Raw genomic sequence first — 16,803 nt, forward strand, 5'->3', positions numbered from 1 at the left:
ATGCTAAAGCATACGCAAGCCTTGCCTCACCATGTCGTTGACACTCATTTCGGGATCAAGCTTCACCAGTTTTGCCACTACTGCTCGGGCCTGACTCTGGGTGTACCCCAGTGCCACAAATGCTTTTTCGGCCTCTTCGTACTGCACAGCATGGGGTACCGCCTCCGTGCTGTCGGTCCCTCCCGGAGTGACTCCCTCATGCATGGCCTCTGCGATTTTGTTTTTTAGCTCCACGATGATCCGCTCTGCCGTTCGGGGGCCAACCCCTTTTACGGTCTTGAGTGCAGCGCTGTTTTCGTCTGCAATGTACCGTGCCAAATCCTTTGGGGTATAGGAACTCAGCATCGTCCGTGCCGAGCTTGGACCAATCCCTTTCACCGTGATGAGTAGCCTGAAGAGTATCCGCTCCTCCTCGCTAGCAAAACCGTACAGGTCATGCGTGTCCTCCCGTAGTACCTCATGCACCAGTAGCTTGTAATCCTGCCCGACCACCAGTGCCGTAGAGGTATTGACGGATATGTAGAGCTGATAGCCTATGCCGTGTAGGTCAACTACAGCGGTAGTGGGGGTCTTTTCGGCAATTGTGCCCTGTATGTACTCGATCATAGCAGTCCGTCTCGACGAAAGAGAGCCTCGATCGAAGCCGGTCGTCCCTTGAAGTTTTTGTAAAGCACTTCGGCCTCTTCTACGTCTCCTTTTTCCAGAATTTCGCTCCGGAAGCGGTGAGCGGTCTCTCGATCTCTCAGCCCTCTCGACAAATACTCCTCAAAGGCGTCTGCATCCAGGATCTCGGCCCATTTGTAGCCATAGTAGCCTGACGCATATCCCCCGCTAAAGATGTGTCCAAAGGAGGTACTGATAGCCACTCCATCAACCTTGGGGAGTAGACGGATTGGGTCATTGACCGCAGTCTCTAGTTCGTCGATGGTGCTCGGCAGATTTGCCGGGAGGGTATGGTGCCAAGCCATGTCGAGGTACCCAAAGCCCAGCTGACGGACACAGGCATATCCGCTCAAGAAGTGGTTGCTGCGACGGATTGCCTCTACGAGATGGTCCGGAATCACTGCGCCGGTGAGGTAGTGCTTCCCAAAAGACTTGAGAAACTCCGGTTGCAGGAGCCAGTTTTCCATCAGCTGAGAGGGAAGCTCCACAAAGTCTCGTACTACGTTAGTCCCGCTTAGTGAGGCATGCCTTACACGAGTCAGTAGCCCGTGCAGTCCGTGTCCAAACTCGTGAAACATTGTATTCACCTCGCCAATTGTGAGCAGAGCCGGTTTGTCGCCGGTGGTTGGGGTGAAGTTCATCACCAAACTCACAACCGGACGCACTTCGTCGTAGGCCTCCACATAGTTGGTCATCCAAGCACCACTCTGTTTGCCTTTGCGTGGGTAATAATCCATGAGCAGTGTCCCCATGAGTTCGTCCCCATCTAGGACATCATATACCTCCACTTCGTCACGGTAGGGCTTTAGTTCGGTGTTGGGAACAAAAGCCAGCCCATATAGGTCCGATGCCAGGCCAAACATGGCCTCCACACTGTCTTGTAGCCCAAAGTAGGGTCGAGTCTCCTCTTCATCATACGCCAGCTCCTTTTGGCGGTACAGCTCAGCGTAGTAGCTCCAGTCCCACGGTTGCATGGGTTCCTGCAGCCCCTCTCGCGAGGCTAGCTCTTGTACTGTCGCCACCTCTTTCTGAGCGATGGGCAGGTAGGCATCGCGTAGTTGGTCCAGCATTGCGTAGACGGAGGTGGAGTCTTTGGCCATGCGATCTGCCAAAGTGTAGTCGGCATAGGTGTCGTATCCGAGGAGGTTGGCGATTCGTGTCCGAAGTCGTACTATATCGTAGACCAGCGTGGTGTTTTTGGTCTCCTTGTTGGTGTCAAAGCCCAGTTTGCCGTGGTCGCGGTACATTTTTTCCCGTATTGGACGACTGTCGCAGTACTTCATGATAGCCGAGTACGCCGGCATGCTAAAGTCAAATACCCATCCACTGACACCTGCTTCTTGTGCCGTGTGTGCCGCTTTGTCCAGTACGGCTTGTGGCAGTCGCTTGAGGCACTCTCCATCCATGATTGAGAGGCGGTAGGTGTTTTGTTCTTTTAGGACGTTTTGCCCAAAGTTGAGGGTGGCGAGGCTTAGCTCTTTGTGCAGGCTCTTTAGCTCGGTACGAATGTCATCGGTCAGGTAGGCGCCTCTGTTTTTGTAGCCCTCGTAGCTACGGTAGAGGAGTCGACGATCTTGTACATCGAGGAGGCTCTGGTCGGCATTGTATATGGCACGTACCTTTTGGGCCAGCCCCAGGTCCATGCCTACTTCGTTGGCGACCTCGGTGAGCTCCATGGTCAGTTCCTGCGAGAGCTCCATCAGTCGATCATCGGCATCGCAACTCAGAAGGTTGAAAAACGAGGCACTGGCTACATCCAAATCCTTACCACTCTTTTCCAACGCCAAGACAGTGTTGGCAAAGTCTGCCTCATTCTCAGGTACAGCTTTGATCCGGCTTATCTCAGTACGATAGGACTCCAGTCCTTGACGCACTTTTTGGGCAAGGGTGTCTGGATCTCGATGCTCAAAGTCCGGGTATAGTCGTTCGCTCATTTGCGGCAAATCTTATCTATTCTTTTCTGATGTCTTCCTCCCTCAAACTCGGTTGTAAAAAAACACTCAACAAACTTTGGCCCATCATCCAGAGTGACGAATCGACCGGGTATGGCCAGAACATTGGCGTCGTTGTGTTTGCGAGCTAGCTCAGCGATCTCACGGGTCCACACCAGCGCGGCGCGGACTCCCTCGTAGCGATTGAGTGTCATGGAGATGCCGTTGGCGGTTCCACACGAGGCTATCCCATAGTCCACCTCTCCTGATGCGACGGCGATGGCCAGCTTACGCCCATAGTCCGGGTAGTCCACACTTGCTGTGGAGTCCGTACCGTAGTCGACAAGCTCCACCTCAGGTGCCCATTTTGACAAAAACTCCTTCACCGTCTCTTTCATGCAGTAGCCGGCATGGTCAGAGGCTAGGCCGATGCGATTGACTCCTCTGATCATCGTGCCACCTCCTTTCCAAGTAGCAGACGTACCCTGTGTGCCACATTCTCTGCTGTGAACCCGAGCTTTTCGTCCAATACAGTGTAAGGGGCAGAGAAGCCAAACGACTCTAGACCAAAGATCTGCCCTTTGCCCTCGGGAACCAATCCTTGCAGGTTGACTGGCAATCCGGCTGTCAATCCGAACCTTGGCAACCCTTCGGGCAATACCTCATCTTGGTAGGCTTGAGGTTGTGTCCGGAATACCCCCTCGCTCGGTACCGAGGCGATGTTCACCTCTATTCCACTCTTGCGGAGCAGCTCTGCACCAGCTACGAGGGTGGAGACTTCTGATCCTGTGGCGACGAGTACTGCCTCCGGACGATCGCTCTTTACCACGACATATCCTCCTCTCTCAGCGCGTAGACTCTTTTGGTAGTCGTTGCCCGGGAGGTTCTTGATGTTTTGACGCGAAAAGATTAGCCCGGTGGGGGTGGATTGGTTTTCCATCGCCATTTTCCAAGCCACAGTAGCCTCATGCACATCTGCCGGACGGAGGACAAGCATGGAGTTTTGGTGGTTGTGGTTTTGGAGCTTCTCCATCAGGCGGATCTGTGCTTCTTGCTCGACCGGCTCGTGTGTGGGCCCATCCTCACCGACCCGAAAGGCATCGTGTGTCCATACAAATTTCACCGGCAGGCCCATCAAGGCGGCAAGTCGGATCGCCGGCTTTTGGTAGTCGGAGAAGACAAAGAATGTGCCACACGCCGTGATCATACCGCCATGCAGAGTCATACCCATGCAGAGTGCGGTCATAGAGAGTTCGGAGACTCCGGGGTTCAAAAACTTTCCGGAGAAGTCCCCACGGACGATAGGTTTGGTCTTTTTCAAAAATCCATCGGTCTTGTCCGAGTTGGATAGGTCGGCACTGGCTACTACCATGTTGGGTACTTGTTCAGCAAGTACACCTAGGACAGTTGCTGACGCATTGCGAGTAGGCCCATCCGCCTTTTGCTCAATCTTGTCCCACTCAATATAGTCCACAGAGGTGTTCAGCCAGCGGTGATACTCTTCTGCCAAAGCCGGATTGGCCTGTGCCCAAGCTTTGTATCTGTCCTTCCACTGTTGGTACTTCTCCTCTAGTACAGTGGTACGCTTCGCAAATACCTCACGCACCTCCGGGAAGAGGCAAAATGGATCCTCCGGGTTGCCACCCAATGCCTCAATGGTCGCAGAGGCGCAGGCACCGGCATTGGAGAGGGGCTGACCATGGGTAGATATGAGGTCCTCATACGACTCGTGGTCCTTGCCTATTGCCCCCTTCCCCATCAGCGTATGTCCAATGATCAGGGTAGGCTTGCCCTCTACGGCGATAGCGGTGTCCAGTGCCTGGCGGATCTGGTTGTGGTCATTGCCATCTATGTCGAGGACCTCCCAGCCCCAAGCACGGTACTTCATCGCTACATCCTCCTCGGTCACATCGGTCACACGTGTGGAGAGTTGTACATCATTGGCATCATAAAACATCACCAGATTGTCCAGCCCCAGGTGACCGGCCATGCGTCCCACTCCCTGTGAAATCTCCTCTTGAATTCCCCCATCGGATATGTAGGCAAAAATCCGCTGACGCATCAGCTCCTTCCCAAACTTTTGCTCATACTTCTTGGCCGCAATAGCCGCACCTATGCCCAGAGCATGACCCAGTCCCAGTGGGCCAGATGAGTTTTCGATCCCACGTGCGACATCTAGCTCCGGGTGTCCCGGAGTGACACTCTGCCACTGCCTAAAACTCTTGAGGTCCTCCATCGTCATGCGACCACTCATTGCCAGCACTCCGTACAGCATAGGTGACATGTGCCCGGGGTCAAGGAAAAAGCGGTCACGCGCCATCCATGTGGGATCGGATGGACTGTACTCCAGGTACTCCGAGAAGAGTATGTACGCAAAATCCGCACCACCCATAGCACCGCCGGGGTGACCGGATTTGGCTTTTTCAACCATTGAGAGGGCTAGAATGCGTAGGTTGTCAGCACCTCTGAGTGAGATAGAAGGGTTCGTGTTCATAGTGTGTATGGTTTTGATTGATCAGATATAGCTTAGTCTCCGAAAAAAAGCAGGCTTATCTACTGTGTTCCTTATTCCTCCCCGACAAAAAGTCAGCCCACTACCTATACAAAGGTACGCAAAAACAACCCCTTTGCCCAAAATTTCCTCACAACCCTTCTTCCTGGTGGGTTGCGAGCCGTTGTCTGTATGGGTTTCGGTGGCCGACAGTCTCTTTTCAGCCCTCTGCATGCGGAGCGGAGGTGGGGCGCCTAAAGAGTCGATAGGCGATCCTACTACTGATCCATCCGATCAGTAGGATTACAAGGATTACGCCAAGCACATCAGGTAGCCTGAGCAGTACGGGATAGGAGTCGAGTAGGTAGTCACTACTACCATCCCCCAGCCGTAGGAACCCATATCGATCTTGTAGGATAACAAGGACCACTCCTGTGACGACTCCGATAGTGGTGCCGGAGATCGATAGCAACCAGGATTCGAGGATGATGATCTTGTCCAGCAGGGCAGGTCGTGCTCCGAGGACGGAGAGGGTTGTGGTATCCTCTTTTTTCTCAATAATGAGCATGCCGAGGGTGCTGATGACGCTGAAGAGTGACAGCAGGAGGACAAAGAGTAAGAGCAGGGCAGAGACCCACTTCTCGATGATAAGAACCCGATAGACCTCTGGGTGTTGTTCGCGACGGGTGAGTTGCTCATATCCTTTTGGCAACGAGCCGTTGTAGGGAGTGGTGCGAGCGATACGATTGACTTCCCCATTCGTGTACTGTAGTAGGCGTCGGACGGTGGCGATCGGTAGGTAGATGTCTGTGTTGTCCTCTGCTTGGTCTGTGCGGAATAGGCCGGAAATGTAGAGGTCTTCGACCAAAAAGCTGCGTATCGGTACGATGGTGGAGATCCGGCCTATGCGCTTTGGGGTCATGACTTTTAGGGGCGATAGGTAGCCTGCCCCGGCTCCGAGGTCTGCCGCTATGCCAATCCCAACGACGGCGGCCGGAGCTTCATCCTCACCGAGGTCAAAGACCCCTTCTGTCGTGTAGTGTTCCAGCGGGACAACATCAGTGTAGAGAGAGTCAACCCCTACCAAGGTGACGGGGACGGTATTGCCCTCAAAAGTGGCTACTGCCTGTCCGGTCAATACCGGTGCTCCCTCCACGTCCAGTGTGTCCGGCAAGAAGGCGGCTCCGTCGGTACGCTGTAGGACATAGGGTGCTGTGAGGTCGGAGAGTTGGTCATCGGTAAAGGCCTCAAAACCATTGAAGATGCTGAGGACACAGACCATCGCCATGGCTACCAGTGCAATGCCTAGTACCGAGACGATGGAGATGATGTTCACCGCATTGGTCCTTTTGGGGGAGAAAAAGTAGCGCCATGCGATGAAAAGGGCGACCGACAGGCTATTTCTCTTCGTTTGTGCCATCCGGAGTTACCGGTCGATTTTCGTCCAAGAGTTTGTCGATCTTGCGAGCATACTCTTCGGTGCGGTCCAACTCAAAGGTTAGTGACGGGATGCGCCTCAGCTGTGAAGCCATCCGGTTACCGAGGTTGTAGCGTATGACTCCAGTGTTTTGCTCAACCAAGTGCATTACCTCTTCCTGCTTAGCATCCGGAAAGATACTAAGGTAGGCTCGGGCATTGCTGAGGTCCGGGCTGAGGTCAACGTCGGTGACGGATATGATCACGCCGCTCATCTTTTGGGTCTCCAGGCGAAAGAGTTCGCCCAGTTCTTTTTGGATCAGTCGAGCTAGTTTGGTGGTTCGTAGTGTGTCCATGTTACTTTACATATATGAGGGTTAGTCCATCCCTTAGGGGTAGCAGGACTTTCTCTACTCGGTCATCGTCGGCAACCAATTCGTTGAACGATCGGATGCCGTCGGTCTGAGGGTCATGCCCTGTTGAGTCTAGTACTTTCTCGCCCCATAGTGTGTTGTCGGCTAGTACAAAAGCCCCGCTTGGCAACCCCGAAAGGAGTAGTTCGTAGTAGTGCGGATAGCGTCGCTTGTTGGCATCGAGATATACGAGATCGTAGTGGCTGAGGTCCAGCTCCTCAAGCAGTCGCTCGGCATCTGCATATACCGTATCCACGCGGTCGCGTACACCGGCCTCTTTCAGGCTTTGCTCAATGAAGGGCTTTAGCTCCTCATCCACTTCTACAGTGGTGAGGCGTGCACCCGGTGCAAGAGCCTCTGCCATGCATATCGTGGCATATCCGGCAAAGGTGCCCAGCTCCAGTATGTTGCGAGGTCGGATCATGCGTACCAGCATCTTGAGCAAGCGTCCTTGGAGGTGTCCGGAGACCATCCTAGGGTACACAAGCTGTAGGTTGGCTCTATGGCGCAACTGTCGGAGCACCTCGGGCTCGGGCTCGGAGTGCCGGCTGATGTATCGATCGAGTGCGATCTCTCGGAGCGTCTCACTCAGAGTCGGAGTGGAAGTCGCATTCATTGGACTGGCCGTTGTCTTCGTAGAAGTCTATGGCGTCTTTTGCTCTATTGATGGTCAGTGTCGTTGTCCCCAGTTGTGTGAAAAGCGTGCCACCGATGTAGGCCACGAGGTCATCCGGCTGAAGACATTCATTCTGTATGAGGACCTTGACCGCATCGTGCATGAAAGCCGCTTTTTGGGCACTTGCACGCTCACCTCTTTCGCGGAAGAAGGGGAAGACCCCGTAGCTGAGAGCAAGCTCCCGACACTTGCGATCCTCAAAACACATGGCATAGATCGGTGCCTTGCCACGATAGGCGGATAGGTTGCGGACCGTCCGACCGGACACCGGATCGGTGATGATGGCCTTTACACCCAGCTTTTCCACGGATTTGACAGTCTGTTTGGCAAGGAAGCTAGTGACATTGAGCTCCTCATTGTCTCCCCTTTTTATCCTCGATTCCCCATTCTTTTGCTTGTGTAGCTCAGCCTCTCGGATGATCTTGCTCATCACCCTCACCGCTTCGACCGGGTACTTGCCATAGGCCGTCTCTCCACTCAGCATCACGGCATCGGTATTCATGAGGATGGCGCTGCTCACGTCACTCACTTCGGCACGTGTCGGTCTCGGGCTGGTGATCATGGTGTGTAGCATCTGTGTGGCCACGATCACCGGTTTTTTCTTGAGTAGGCAGGTGTGTATTATTCTGGCTTGTATGGCCGGGATCTTCTCCATGTCGATCTCGATTCCGAGGTCTCCGCGCGCAACCATCACACCGTAGGCGGCATCCAGTATCTCCTCTATGTTTTCGACCCCCTGGCTGTTTTCGATCTTGGCGATAATCTTGATCGGGCTGTTGTGCTCGTCCAAGATGGCCTGGATGTCGAGCACATCTTGCTTGGATCGGACAAAAGAGTGTGCGATGAAGTCCACTCCATTCTCTATCGAGTAGCGTATGGTGTCTTTGTCGCGCTCGGTCAGGGAGGGCTGGTCGATATTCACCCCGGGTACATTGACACTCTTACGTGATCCCAACTCTGCATCATTGAGTACCTCGCAGTGGAGGACCCCCTCCTCTTTTTGGCGGACTTGTAGCTCCAGCATGCCGTCATCGATGAGTATGAGGTCACCTTCGCCTACATCTCGTACGAATCCCGGGAAGTTGACCGCAATCACCTCGCGCGTGGTGCCGACACTGGGGTCAGCGATGATGTCCACATGCTCTCCAGTAGAGTAGCGGATCAGCTCGGGGGTGACTGTGGTACGTACCTCGGGGCCTTTGGTATCCATGAGGATGGCCACGTGAGGATCTACCGACCGCACGTTCCCGATGACTCGGTCAAAGCCTTTGTGGTCCATGTGGGCTGAGTTGAGTCGCACCACGTTCACGCCCTCGGAGATCACCTGCCGTAGAAAGTCTACATCACAGCGCTGATCGGATATTGTTGCCACTATCTTGGTGGAGTTGTGCCTATTCATTGTATGAAGATCTAATATGTGTTCTTTTTTACGGGATGCTTTCAAAAAAAATGCCCCCAATCCGTTCCCTTTCTTTCCCTAGGTGGGTCACTTACGTGCCACCAGATGAGCGACTGCCAGTCGATAGCCGTCCAGACCAAAGCCCATGATCATTCCTTCACACACCTCGGTGAGCACAGTCATGTGACGGTGTGGCTCACGAGTGGCCAAGTGACTGATGTGGACCTCTACCACAGGACACGGTACCATTCGGATCGCATCTGCGATAGCATAGGAGTAGTGGGAGTAGGCGCCGGCATTGATCACCACGCCTATTGTTTCGTCACCGATAGCACTTTGCAGATAGTCGATCAAGTCTCCCTCGTGATTGGACTGATAGTAGACCAGATCCACGCTCGGAAAAAGGTCGCGCAATCGCTCCAGGTAGTCCTCAAACGCCGTCGTGCCATAGATGCTCGGTTCCCGTGAGCCAAGTCTATTCAGGTTGGGACCATTGAGGATGTGTATCGTTCTCATAATATTGTGCTCAAAAAGTAGTGACAACACCCACTTATCACAAAGGTACCAAAAAACTACACGCCGTGCAGATACATCTGTAAAAAATATCCCCGATTTAGGGACGCAACCGACGGGGCAATCCGGTGCAGACAAGCTCATAGGAGCGAGCCACCAAGCGCGCTATGAGATCCGCCGGTACCTCTAGATCCATTCGGGCAGAAGTCCAGTGTAGCTTATTGAAGTGAAAGCCCGGAATCAGCCCCTCATGTCGTCCGTACAACTCCTCCACCTCCGCACGTACGCTCTTGAACGAAAGGTACGGATTGCCCTCCTTGTCCTCGTGAAAGATCGCAAAGATCCTGCCACCAACACGATAGAGGGTTGCTTGCCACTCCGCCTTGTACTCTTCGGTTGCACCGGGGTGAGCCAAAAACGACTCCGGCAGCCGCTCGTAATCCATGCAGTCATCCTTTGACATAAGACATACTTCCAATAATGTGACACACCTCACCCACCTACGCAAATGTAGCAAAAGATCACCGTCACCCGAGATCCAGTTATTGGAGAAAAGTGAGCTTCATAGTACCGGGCGAGTGGATGGTCGATCGGGTATCCACTGTTTTTGGTATCTTTGTAGGAGAGAGAAAGATTAAGTGCAAGGTTATCAATGGCAATCATTTTTTCAAACAACAATAAAGCAATAAAAACATGGAAATTGTAAACATCCACGCTCGCGAGATCCTCGACTCTCGTGGCAACCCAACCGTAGAAGTAGAAGTACTATTGGCTTGTGGAGCTTTTGGCCGCGCAGCCGTCCCCAGTGGAGCATCCACCGGTGAGCACGAGGCGCTGGAGCTACGTGATGGTGACAAAAACCGCTACGAGGGCAAGGGTGTCCTCAAGGCTGTAGAAAACGTCAACAATGTCATCGCTCCTGAGCTCCTCGGGATGGACGCCACCGAGCAACGTCGTATCGACCACAAGATGCTGGAGCTGGACGGCACCCCCACCAAGAGCAAACTAGGTGCCAACGCCATCCTAGGTGTATCTCTGGCTGTCGCAAAGGCCGCTGCAGACGCACTCGGACTGCCACTGTACCGCTACATTGGCGGAACCAATACCTATACACTGCCTGTGCCAATGATGAATATCATAAACGGTGGTTCACACAGTGATGCCCCCATCGCCTTCCAAGAGTTCATGATCCGTCCCGTGGGTGCCAAGTCCTTCCGTGAAGGGCTACGCATGGGAGCCGAGGTCTTCCACTCACTCAAGAAGGTCCTCAAGGGACGCGGCCTCAGCACAGCTGTAGGTGACGAGGGCGGTTTCGCTCCGGCACTCAACGGTACCGAGGATGCCCTAGACAGCATCATCAAGGCAATCGAAGCCGCAGGCTACAAGCCCGGTAGCGATGTGACCATCGCACTTGACTGCGCATCTAGCGAGTTTTACGAAAACGGAGTGTACGACTACACCAAGTTTGAGGGCGACAAGGGTGCCAAGCGCACAGCAGACGAGCAAGTGGCTTACCTCCAAGAGCTCATCAGCAAGTACCCCATCGACTCCATCGAGGATGGTATGTCCGAAAACGACTGGGACGGATGGAAAAAACTCACCGATGCAATCGGTGCCAAGTGCCAGCTCGTGGGTGATGACCTATTTGTGACCAACGTGGACTACCTCCGCAAGGGTATCGAACTAGGGTGCGCCAACTCTATCCTGATCAAGGTGAACCAGATCGGATCACTCACCGAGACACTCGACGCTATTGAGATGGCACACCGTCACGGCTACACCACTGTCACCAGCCACCGCTCCGGTGAGACAGAGGATGCTACCATCGCCGATATCGCAGTAGCCACCAACTCCGGACAGATCAAGACCGGGTCACTCAGTCGCTCCGACCGTATGGCCAAGTACAACCAGCTCCTCCGCATCGAGGAAGAACTGGGAGATCAGGCAGTCTACGGCTACAAGCGTATCAAGTAAGCCGGTAGGCCGGACATTATTATCCCAATACATGGAGGAGGGTGCGTCCATCGGACGCACCCTCCTCCATATTTTTATACTCTTCTGGCATTGTCATCGCAATATCCAAAGATTTCAACCCGCTAGTTCTGTGCGAAAGCAACTCCTAGGCTGTGGTCCGAAGACGCCTGCTCTCGGTTTCTCCCTTGCACACAAAAAAGTGCGAAAAGGCGATAAGCCGAAAAATAGGTTATGCCTCATGCTCTATTTTCTTCGTTTTATTCCGTATAAGTTCATAGACTTGTAATCAAAATAAAAACTATATGAGTACAATTCAACCATCGAATTCCCACATCTTCACCAATAGGAGGGGGAATACTTTAATGAAAGAGTTTGAGGGGGTGCTGTTGCATAATCCACAAATTAGAAATCTTGATGCTGTCGTTGGCTTTCTACGTGCATCTGGCTATTTTCCGCTGCGTCCATTCCTTGACAGGATCAACAAGGTAAGGGCACTTATTGGCATAGATGTGGATAAGTATATTACGGAAGCCTTTCGACAAGGTAAACTTTCCTTTGGCGCCGAAGATGTAAAGCAGGATTATCTTCATCGTATTCGCAAGGACATTGAAAGTTCCAACTACAGAAAGGAGGTGGAAAAAGACATATTTCAGATGGTGCAAGATCTTATTGACGATAAGTTGGAGTTACGCGTCCATCCATCAAAGAAGATACATGCCAAAATATATGTACTCTATCCTGATGACTTCAATCAATATACCCAAGGCATGGCTATAACAGGTTCCAGCAATCTGTCTTGGTATTACCGAAGAACAGCAGTATGAGTTCAATGTCAAGATGACACAACATGAAGATGTCCCGATAACTGATGTTATCTTGAATCTCAAACCATTTGTTATTGGTCTTTTTCCGGGCGTTCACTTTCTTGCCATTGACGACATGTGTTTTTCCTGTTTGTTCCAATCGTTCAATGCCGAATGAAAGTAAATGTTGCTTGACAGCTGGGTACTCATCAATATTGTAACACCGTGATGGAAAAAGTGGAATCAACCATATATTGGCCCACTCATATCCATACCTCTTAATATCCCTGCCACGCAGAGAATAGGTCGTATAAGTTCAGCCGTCCTTACTCGTTCCTCATTAGATTGACAATTTCCCAAGATTTCATTGCGCTTTGCAGTATTGATAATAAATGCTTCATTGCAACCTGTAAGAACACCTCTGTAGATTTTTATATTCCAGTCCTTTAATGGTGTGCCAACGGCTTCTATTTTCCTCTTAATGCTTTGCTCGATAGGAGAAAGTATGATCCAGCTATCGGAAGTTGCAAAGTCACAAATAGAATTTTTTTTGTTGCACAAAAACGCTGATTTTCTACTGTTTGCTTATCGCTGCTTACTCTAATATATCCGTAAATCATTATGTGTGACAGGTATTGCATTCAGGGATACGATGATATTGCGGCAAAAGAAAGGCAATAAGTCCGGAATAATGGATTTTGGGGCGTGGAAAGAAAAAAGGATGTAAATCATGGATTGATTTACATCCTTGTTTGCGGAGGGGGAGGGATTCGAACCCCCGGAAGCTCTCACTTCAACGGTTTTCAAGACCGCCGCGATCGACCACTCTGCCACCCCTCCGGGGGGTTAAAAGCGTTGCAAAGGTAGCTATTTTATTTCGTTTGCCAAAACGAAAATGTTGCGGATGTGTTGATCGGTAATTATTTGCTCCGATATTTTGGTGGTGTCAAAAATTTTCGTATCTTTGCAGAGCAAAACAAAACTGATGAGCATTTGGTCTGGTAGTTCAGTTGGTTAGAATGCCTGCCTGTCACGCAGGAGGTCACGGGTTCGAGTCCCGTCCAGACCGCAAGAGGCGTTAAAGTGTGGAAATCAACACTTTAACGCCTTTGTTTTTGGTGTAAATAGGGCTATTTTGGTGGATTTTTGAGGTGTTTATCGCTTGGATTTGCGGGCATTTTAAGGCAAAAAACGAACAATTATGAGCAAATGCAAGCAAATCACGAGCAAATCACGAGCAACCGTCACTACCCCGGAAAACACTAAGGTAACTCAAAGTGATTGGTCTAGTATTATGGCAGGTTTCAAGGAGATAAAAGTGGGGGTGCGACTTGACAAGCGTAGGCAAAAAGGGGATGGCACGTTTCCGCTTGTAGCGACTTTCTCTGTGCGTTCCACCACTGCTCTTATCCCTTTGGGGATAGACTTGGCGGAGGAGCAGTGGAGCGCACAGACGAGGCAAATAACGTCCCACCCGAGGAGGGCGGTGCTGAACAACTATCTCTCCTCTCGGATCGGGGCTATTTCGGAGGGGCTTCTTTTTCTTCAGCTCAATGGGCACCTCAAGGGGTTGGGGACGGCGTCTGCGGTAAAGGCTGTACTCCTCAAATACTTGGATGACCCCGACGCCCTCAATGAGGACGGGGTGCAGTCCCCGGGCGATACGCTCCTCAATGTCTTCATGGGGGTTATCGGCGCCAAGCAAAAGCCCAAGACCCGGGAAAGCTACCGGGATACGTTCAACAAGGTTCGGGCTTTTCTCGGCGAGGATGGGGCAGGCACCGTCTTTGATGATTTGGATGTGGGGTGGCTTCGCAGGTTTGAGGGCCGGTTGCTTGGTTCGGGGCTTGCCGTGAATTCGGTGTCTATCCACTTGCGCAACCTACGTTCGGTCTGCAACTTTGCCATTGACGAGGAGTTGACAGACAATTACCCGTTTCGCCGATTCAGGATCAAGCAGGAGGCGACCCGCAAGCGTTCGCTGTCGGTGGAGGAGTTGCGGGCGTTTTTTGGCGCACCCACCACGGAGGATGAGCAAGTGTATTTAGACATTTTCAAGCTCATCTTTTTACTCATCGGGATCAATATGGTAGACTTGGCAGGCGTCACGGAGGTAGAAAACGGGCGTATCTACTACCGTCGGTCCAAAACGGGCAGGCTCTACTCCATCAAGGTTGAGCCGGAGGCGCAGGCCATCATTGACCGCTACAGGGGCAAAACGCACCTCCTCTCTCCTTTTGACCGATACAAGGACTACTCGCACTACCTCAGCCGTTGCAACCGTGCCTTGAAAAAGATAGGGGACACCACCGTTGGCAAGCAGGGTCGGCGCACCCACCACCCACTACAGCCGGAGATTAGCACCTACTGGGCTCGGCACACTTGGGCGACGATAGCCGCTAGTCTGGACATTCCAAAGGACACCATTGCCCACGCTCTCGGTCATGGGGGTAACACGGTCACGGATATATACATAGACTTTGACCAAGGCAAAGTGGATGACGCCAACCGTCGGGTGATCGACCTTGTGCTGTATGGCAAAAGGTGAGGCCTACCGGCGCAAAAGGCGCCACGCCACGACTGTAGCGGATAGGATCACCACGATAGCCAGCCACTTGGTGGCGGTGCGCTCCCGGCTCTGCTGTAGCTCCGCCACTCCCTCTCCGACCGGGGCGGAGTCACCGGTAGACACCTCCACTGTGTCCACCCTGTCGATGTACACTGTGTCATGTAGCTGTGTCGCACCTTTGCGCTCGTCGCTTACCTCTCTGTAGATGGTGCGTACCAGCGTATCACGGAGGTATTCATTGATCACCTCCACGGTGTACCTTGTGCGGGTGGTGTCGACTGTGTAGGTGACCCCATGCCCCGTCAGATACTCGGTACGCTGAGTCTTTCGTGCTGAGGCGCACCCCGAGAGTGTCAAGGCTATTATGCCCAAAAGCCCCCAACTGATCCGTATCATTGCTCGAGTAGGCTGTAGGCGGTGTGGATAGCGGTGCGGTCCCCGGGCTGTCTGCACTCTACATAGGTCATGGCCTCCAGTAGTCGGGTGACGGGCTCCACATTCCACATGTTTAGCGGAGTGTCGGGTAGGATCTTGGCTCGGTGTGAGACGGTGGAGAGGTACCCGTCTGTGTTGTTTTCGGTGGGGGGTGCCCAGCGGTGGAGGACTTGTCGGAGGGTCTTTAGCCCGTAGCGTGCCACATAGTTACGCAGGATCACGATAGCGGCTCGGTAGCCGTAGGCTGTGGTCTCAAATTGCACAAACCTTGGATCGCTTTGCTCGGCTCTCATGCCCAGCCACTTGTCGCCGGTGCGCTCGATATTCAGGGGGTTATTGTTTCGGATCCCCCTTGGGGTCTTGTCGTTCTTTTCCATTGTCTTGATCTTTCAGAATGTTTTGCAGGTCGCTATCGTCCACGTCCAGCCCCCACTCTCGCAGGAGTCGGCCTACAAACTTGACGGCCAGTATCGTGTACAGTAGCCTCAGCCCCCGGGTCTTGGGGGCTATCTTCAGGCAGTTTTGCAAAATCTTGACCGTGTAGCCCCAGACTGCTATCCACGCTACCACCTTGGTAGCAAAAAGGGACTTGTCGGTGTCGCCGAAGACATAAAAGGCCGTGTGCAGTAGCACCACCAGCCCCATGTACATAAGTAGCTGTATGCCGGCTCGCCAAAACTTGCTGAACGAGAAGGCCTCCCCCAGCGTAATGTTGTTGCTTTGGTAGCCCACAAAGGCGTTGGAGAGGGCGAAAATGACCAGTAGCACCAGGGCATTGGTGGTGGGGGCCAGTGCGGTCATCACCACGGCCCAGATGGCTACGATACCGATTCGGATTTGCTCTATCAGGTTGTACATACGTGTGGGTTTAGGGAAAAAAGGGAAGGCACCGCCGGTGGCATTTCGGGGAGCCGGGCTCGGCCGTTGCCACCGTCGGCGCCGGCTATCCATTACAGGTTACCACCGCTCGGGGGGTTAGTCCCCTCACCGTGCGAGGGACCGCCGGGAGTATTGGGGGCAGGGCAGGTGCCACTGCCGGTCTTGTTGGCCTTGCGCTTCTTCTTCTCCTCCTCACTCTCCACCAGCTCGAAGGTCACTTTCTGCAAAGCCTCCTTCAGTACGACACTCGGCGTGAACCGTGCCAGCACGCCACGGATATGCTCACGGCCGTACACCTCATTCAGCGGTACTGCCTTGGCGGACAGGCGGGGTGTGAACGTCCCCAGCTCGCCCAGCTCCACCGAGTACCCCATGGACACATAGCGCATAGCCACGTCCGAGATGGTCGACAGTACGTTGTACACGTCACCACGGCCGAGAGAGGTAATCTGCGCCACCTCCTCCGCAAGTGGTCGGGTCGTGATTCGCCCGTGATTGACCTGAGAGGCCAGTTGCATGGTCTTTCGCTCGCCACCCTTGGCAAGCCCTTTCTTCTGTACGATTCTGTACTTCATAAATAGTTGATATTAAAACACTTTCCCCTACCGAATTCTTTTCTCTCGTCTCTCTCTTCTCCCGAT

Annotated in this window: 16 protein-coding genes, 2 tRNA genes and 1 pseudogene; 4 read left to right on the plus strand and 15 right to left on the minus strand. The window is 52.9% G+C overall.

The window, feature by feature from the left end; all coding sequences use genetic code 11:
* Positions 1-3 precede the first annotated feature (3 nt).
* The 10 genes from ruvA to AC1EK1_RS07565 all read right to left on the minus strand — a co-directional run bounded on the left by ruvA (position 4) and on the right by AC1EK1_RS07565 (position 9,947).
* On the minus strand, positions 4-606 hold the full coding sequence (ruvA, locus tag AC1EK1_RS07520) for a Holliday junction branch migration protein RuvA (RefSeq protein WP_480306535.1): 603 nt from the start codon (positions 604-606) through the stop codon (positions 4-6).
* Positions 603-2,597: a M3 family metallopeptidase gene (locus tag AC1EK1_RS07525; protein WP_480306537.1), complete on the minus strand. Its 1,995-nt coding sequence runs from the start codon at positions 2,595-2,597 to the stop codon at positions 603-605. Before AC1EK1_RS07525 ends, ruvA begins: the two co-directional genes overlap by 4 nt.
* The gene (gene rpiB / locus AC1EK1_RS07530; protein WP_480306538.1) at positions 2,594-3,046 is read right to left on the minus strand and encodes a ribose 5-phosphate isomerase B; all 453 of its coding nucleotides are present in this window, start codon (positions 3,044-3,046) and stop codon (positions 2,594-2,596) included. The genes AC1EK1_RS07525 and rpiB overlap by 4 nt, the downstream gene beginning before the upstream one ends.
* Complete coding sequence (locus AC1EK1_RS07535) at positions 3,043-5,088, minus strand: transketolase family protein (RefSeq protein ID WP_480306540.1); 2,046 nt, start codon at positions 5,086-5,088, stop codon at positions 3,043-3,045. The genes rpiB and AC1EK1_RS07535 overlap by 4 nt, the downstream gene beginning before the upstream one ends.
* 217 nt (positions 5,089-5,305) lie before the next feature.
* Positions 5,306-6,505: an FtsX-like permease family protein gene (locus AC1EK1_RS07540; RefSeq protein ID WP_480306542.1), complete on the minus strand. Its 1,200-nt coding sequence runs from the start codon at positions 6,503-6,505 to the stop codon at positions 5,306-5,308.
* Entirely contained in the window at positions 6,483-6,857 is a 375-nt protein-coding gene (rbfA, locus tag AC1EK1_RS07545; RefSeq protein ID WP_480306544.1) for a 30S ribosome-binding factor RbfA, read from the minus strand. Before rbfA ends, AC1EK1_RS07540 begins: the two co-directional genes overlap by 23 nt.
* Before the next feature lies 1 nt (position 6,858).
* Positions 6,859-7,530: an O-methyltransferase gene (locus tag AC1EK1_RS07550; protein ID WP_480306546.1), complete on the minus strand. Its 672-nt coding sequence runs from the start codon at positions 7,528-7,530 to the stop codon at positions 6,859-6,861.
* Positions 7,499-8,989, minus strand: a complete 1,491-nt coding sequence (pyk, locus tag AC1EK1_RS07555) for a pyruvate kinase (protein WP_480306547.1) — start codon at positions 8,987-8,989, stop codon at positions 7,499-7,501. The genes AC1EK1_RS07550 and pyk overlap by 32 nt, the downstream gene beginning before the upstream one ends.
* An 87-nt stretch (positions 8,990-9,076) precedes the next feature.
* On the minus strand, positions 9,077-9,505 hold the full coding sequence (locus tag AC1EK1_RS07560; protein WP_480306548.1) for a type II 3-dehydroquinate dehydratase: 429 nt from the start codon (positions 9,503-9,505) through the stop codon (positions 9,077-9,079).
* 97 nt (positions 9,506-9,602) lie between these two features.
* Positions 9,603-9,947: an MmcQ/YjbR family DNA-binding protein gene (locus AC1EK1_RS07565; RefSeq protein WP_480306549.1), complete on the minus strand. Its 345-nt coding sequence runs from the start codon at positions 9,945-9,947 to the stop codon at positions 9,603-9,605.
* A 248-nt stretch (positions 9,948-10,195) separates the two neighbouring features.
* Here AC1EK1_RS07565 and eno point away from each other — a divergent pair, with 248 nt between their 5' ends.
* Positions 10,196-11,476 (plus strand): phosphopyruvate hydratase, encoded by a 1,281-nt coding sequence (eno, locus tag AC1EK1_RS07570; protein WP_480306551.1) that lies wholly within the window; start codon positions 10,196-10,198, stop codon positions 11,474-11,476.
* A 302-nt stretch (positions 11,477-11,778) separates the two neighbouring features.
* Positions 11,779-12,334: pseudogene (locus AC1EK1_RS07575) on the plus strand (phospholipase D-like domain-containing protein); the annotation flags it as partial.
* 700 nt (positions 12,335-13,034) lie between these two features.
* On the opposite strand, the gene AC1EK1_RS07580 reads toward AC1EK1_RS07575, so the two are convergent.
* A tRNA-Ser gene (locus tag AC1EK1_RS07580) sits at positions 13,035-13,119 on the minus strand.
* Positions 13,120-13,274: 155 nt separating this feature from the next.
* Here AC1EK1_RS07580 and AC1EK1_RS07585 point away from each other — a divergent pair.
* Positions 13,275-13,348, plus strand: a tRNA-Asp gene (locus AC1EK1_RS07585).
* A gap of 225 nt (positions 13,349-13,573) precedes the next feature.
* Positions 13,574-14,827 (plus strand): phage integrase SAM-like domain-containing protein, encoded by a 1,254-nt coding sequence (locus AC1EK1_RS07590; RefSeq protein ID WP_480306553.1) that lies wholly within the window; start codon positions 13,574-13,576, stop codon positions 14,825-14,827.
* Positions 14,828-14,830: 3 nt separating this feature from the next.
* Here the strand turns inward: AC1EK1_RS07590 and AC1EK1_RS07595 are convergent, their stop codons facing one another.
* From AC1EK1_RS07595 to AC1EK1_RS07610, 4 genes are all read right to left on the minus strand, one after another.
* Positions 14,831-15,244: a hypothetical protein gene (locus AC1EK1_RS07595; RefSeq protein WP_480306555.1), complete on the minus strand. Its 414-nt coding sequence runs from the start codon at positions 15,242-15,244 to the stop codon at positions 14,831-14,833.
* Complete coding sequence (locus tag AC1EK1_RS07600) at positions 15,241-15,660, minus strand: structural protein P5 (protein WP_480306556.1); 420 nt, start codon at positions 15,658-15,660, stop codon at positions 15,241-15,243. The genes AC1EK1_RS07595 and AC1EK1_RS07600 overlap by 4 nt, the downstream gene beginning before the upstream one ends.
* On the minus strand, positions 15,617-16,141 hold the full coding sequence (locus tag AC1EK1_RS07605) for a hypothetical protein (protein WP_480306557.1): 525 nt from the start codon (positions 16,139-16,141) through the stop codon (positions 15,617-15,619). Before AC1EK1_RS07605 ends, AC1EK1_RS07600 begins: the two co-directional genes overlap by 44 nt.
* Before the next feature lie 92 nt (positions 16,142-16,233).
* The gene (locus AC1EK1_RS07610) at positions 16,234-16,737 is read right to left on the minus strand and encodes an HU family DNA-binding protein (RefSeq protein ID WP_480306558.1); all 504 of its coding nucleotides are present in this window, start codon (positions 16,735-16,737) and stop codon (positions 16,234-16,236) included.
* Positions 16,738-16,803: the final 66 nt, after the last annotated feature.

This window comes from Porphyromonas sp. C0026D3 (assembly GCF_056590775.1).

What these genes read in the sequence shown, in the direction of transcription:
- ruvA (WP_480306535.1), bottom strand. Translation starts at nt 606, where the DNA reads ATGATCGAGTACATACAGGGCACAATTGCCGAAAAGACCCCCACTACC.
- AC1EK1_RS07525 (WP_480306537.1), bottom strand. Translation starts at nt 2,597, where the DNA reads ATGAGCGAACGACTATACCCGGACTTTGAGCATCGAGATCCAGACACC.
- rpiB (WP_480306538.1), bottom strand. Translation starts at nt 3,046, where the DNA reads ATGATCAGAGGAGTCAATCGCATCGGCCTAGCCTCTGACCATGCCGGC.
- AC1EK1_RS07535 (WP_480306540.1), bottom strand. Translation starts at nt 5,088, where the DNA reads ATGAACACGAACCCTTCTATCTCACTCAGAGGTGCTGACAACCTACGC.
- AC1EK1_RS07540 (WP_480306542.1), bottom strand. Translation starts at nt 6,505, where the DNA reads ATGGCACAAACGAAGAGAAATAGCCTGTCGGTCGCCCTTTTCATCGCA.
- rbfA (WP_480306544.1), bottom strand. Translation starts at nt 6,857, where the DNA reads ATGGACACACTACGAACCACCAAACTAGCTCGACTGATCCAAAAAGAA.
- AC1EK1_RS07550 (WP_480306546.1), bottom strand. Translation starts at nt 7,530, where the DNA reads ATGAATGCGACTTCCACTCCGACTCTGAGTGAGACGCTCCGAGAGATC.
- pyk (WP_480306547.1), bottom strand. Translation starts at nt 8,989, where the DNA reads ATGAATAGGCACAACTCCACCAAGATAGTGGCAACAATATCCGATCAG.
- AC1EK1_RS07560 (WP_480306548.1), bottom strand. Translation starts at nt 9,505, where the DNA reads ATGAGAACGATACACATCCTCAATGGTCCCAACCTGAATAGACTTGGC.
- AC1EK1_RS07565 (WP_480306549.1), bottom strand. Translation starts at nt 9,947, where the DNA reads ATGGATTACGAGCGGCTGCCGGAGTCGTTTTTGGCTCACCCCGGTGCA.
- eno (WP_480306551.1), top strand. Translation starts at nt 10,196, where the DNA reads ATGGAAATTGTAAACATCCACGCTCGCGAGATCCTCGACTCTCGTGGC.
- AC1EK1_RS07590 (WP_480306553.1), top strand. Translation starts at nt 13,574, where the DNA reads ATGGCAGGTTTCAAGGAGATAAAAGTGGGGGTGCGACTTGACAAGCGT.
- AC1EK1_RS07595 (WP_480306555.1), bottom strand. Translation starts at nt 15,244, where the DNA reads ATGATACGGATCAGTTGGGGGCTTTTGGGCATAATAGCCTTGACACTC.
- AC1EK1_RS07600 (WP_480306556.1), bottom strand. Translation starts at nt 15,660, where the DNA reads ATGGAAAAGAACGACAAGACCCCAAGGGGGATCCGAAACAATAACCCC.
- AC1EK1_RS07605 (WP_480306557.1), bottom strand. Translation starts at nt 16,141, where the DNA reads ATGTACAACCTGATAGAGCAAATCCGAATCGGTATCGTAGCCATCTGG.
- AC1EK1_RS07610 (WP_480306558.1), bottom strand. Translation starts at nt 16,737, where the DNA reads ATGAAGTACAGAATCGTACAGAAGAAAGGGCTTGCCAAGGGTGGCGAG.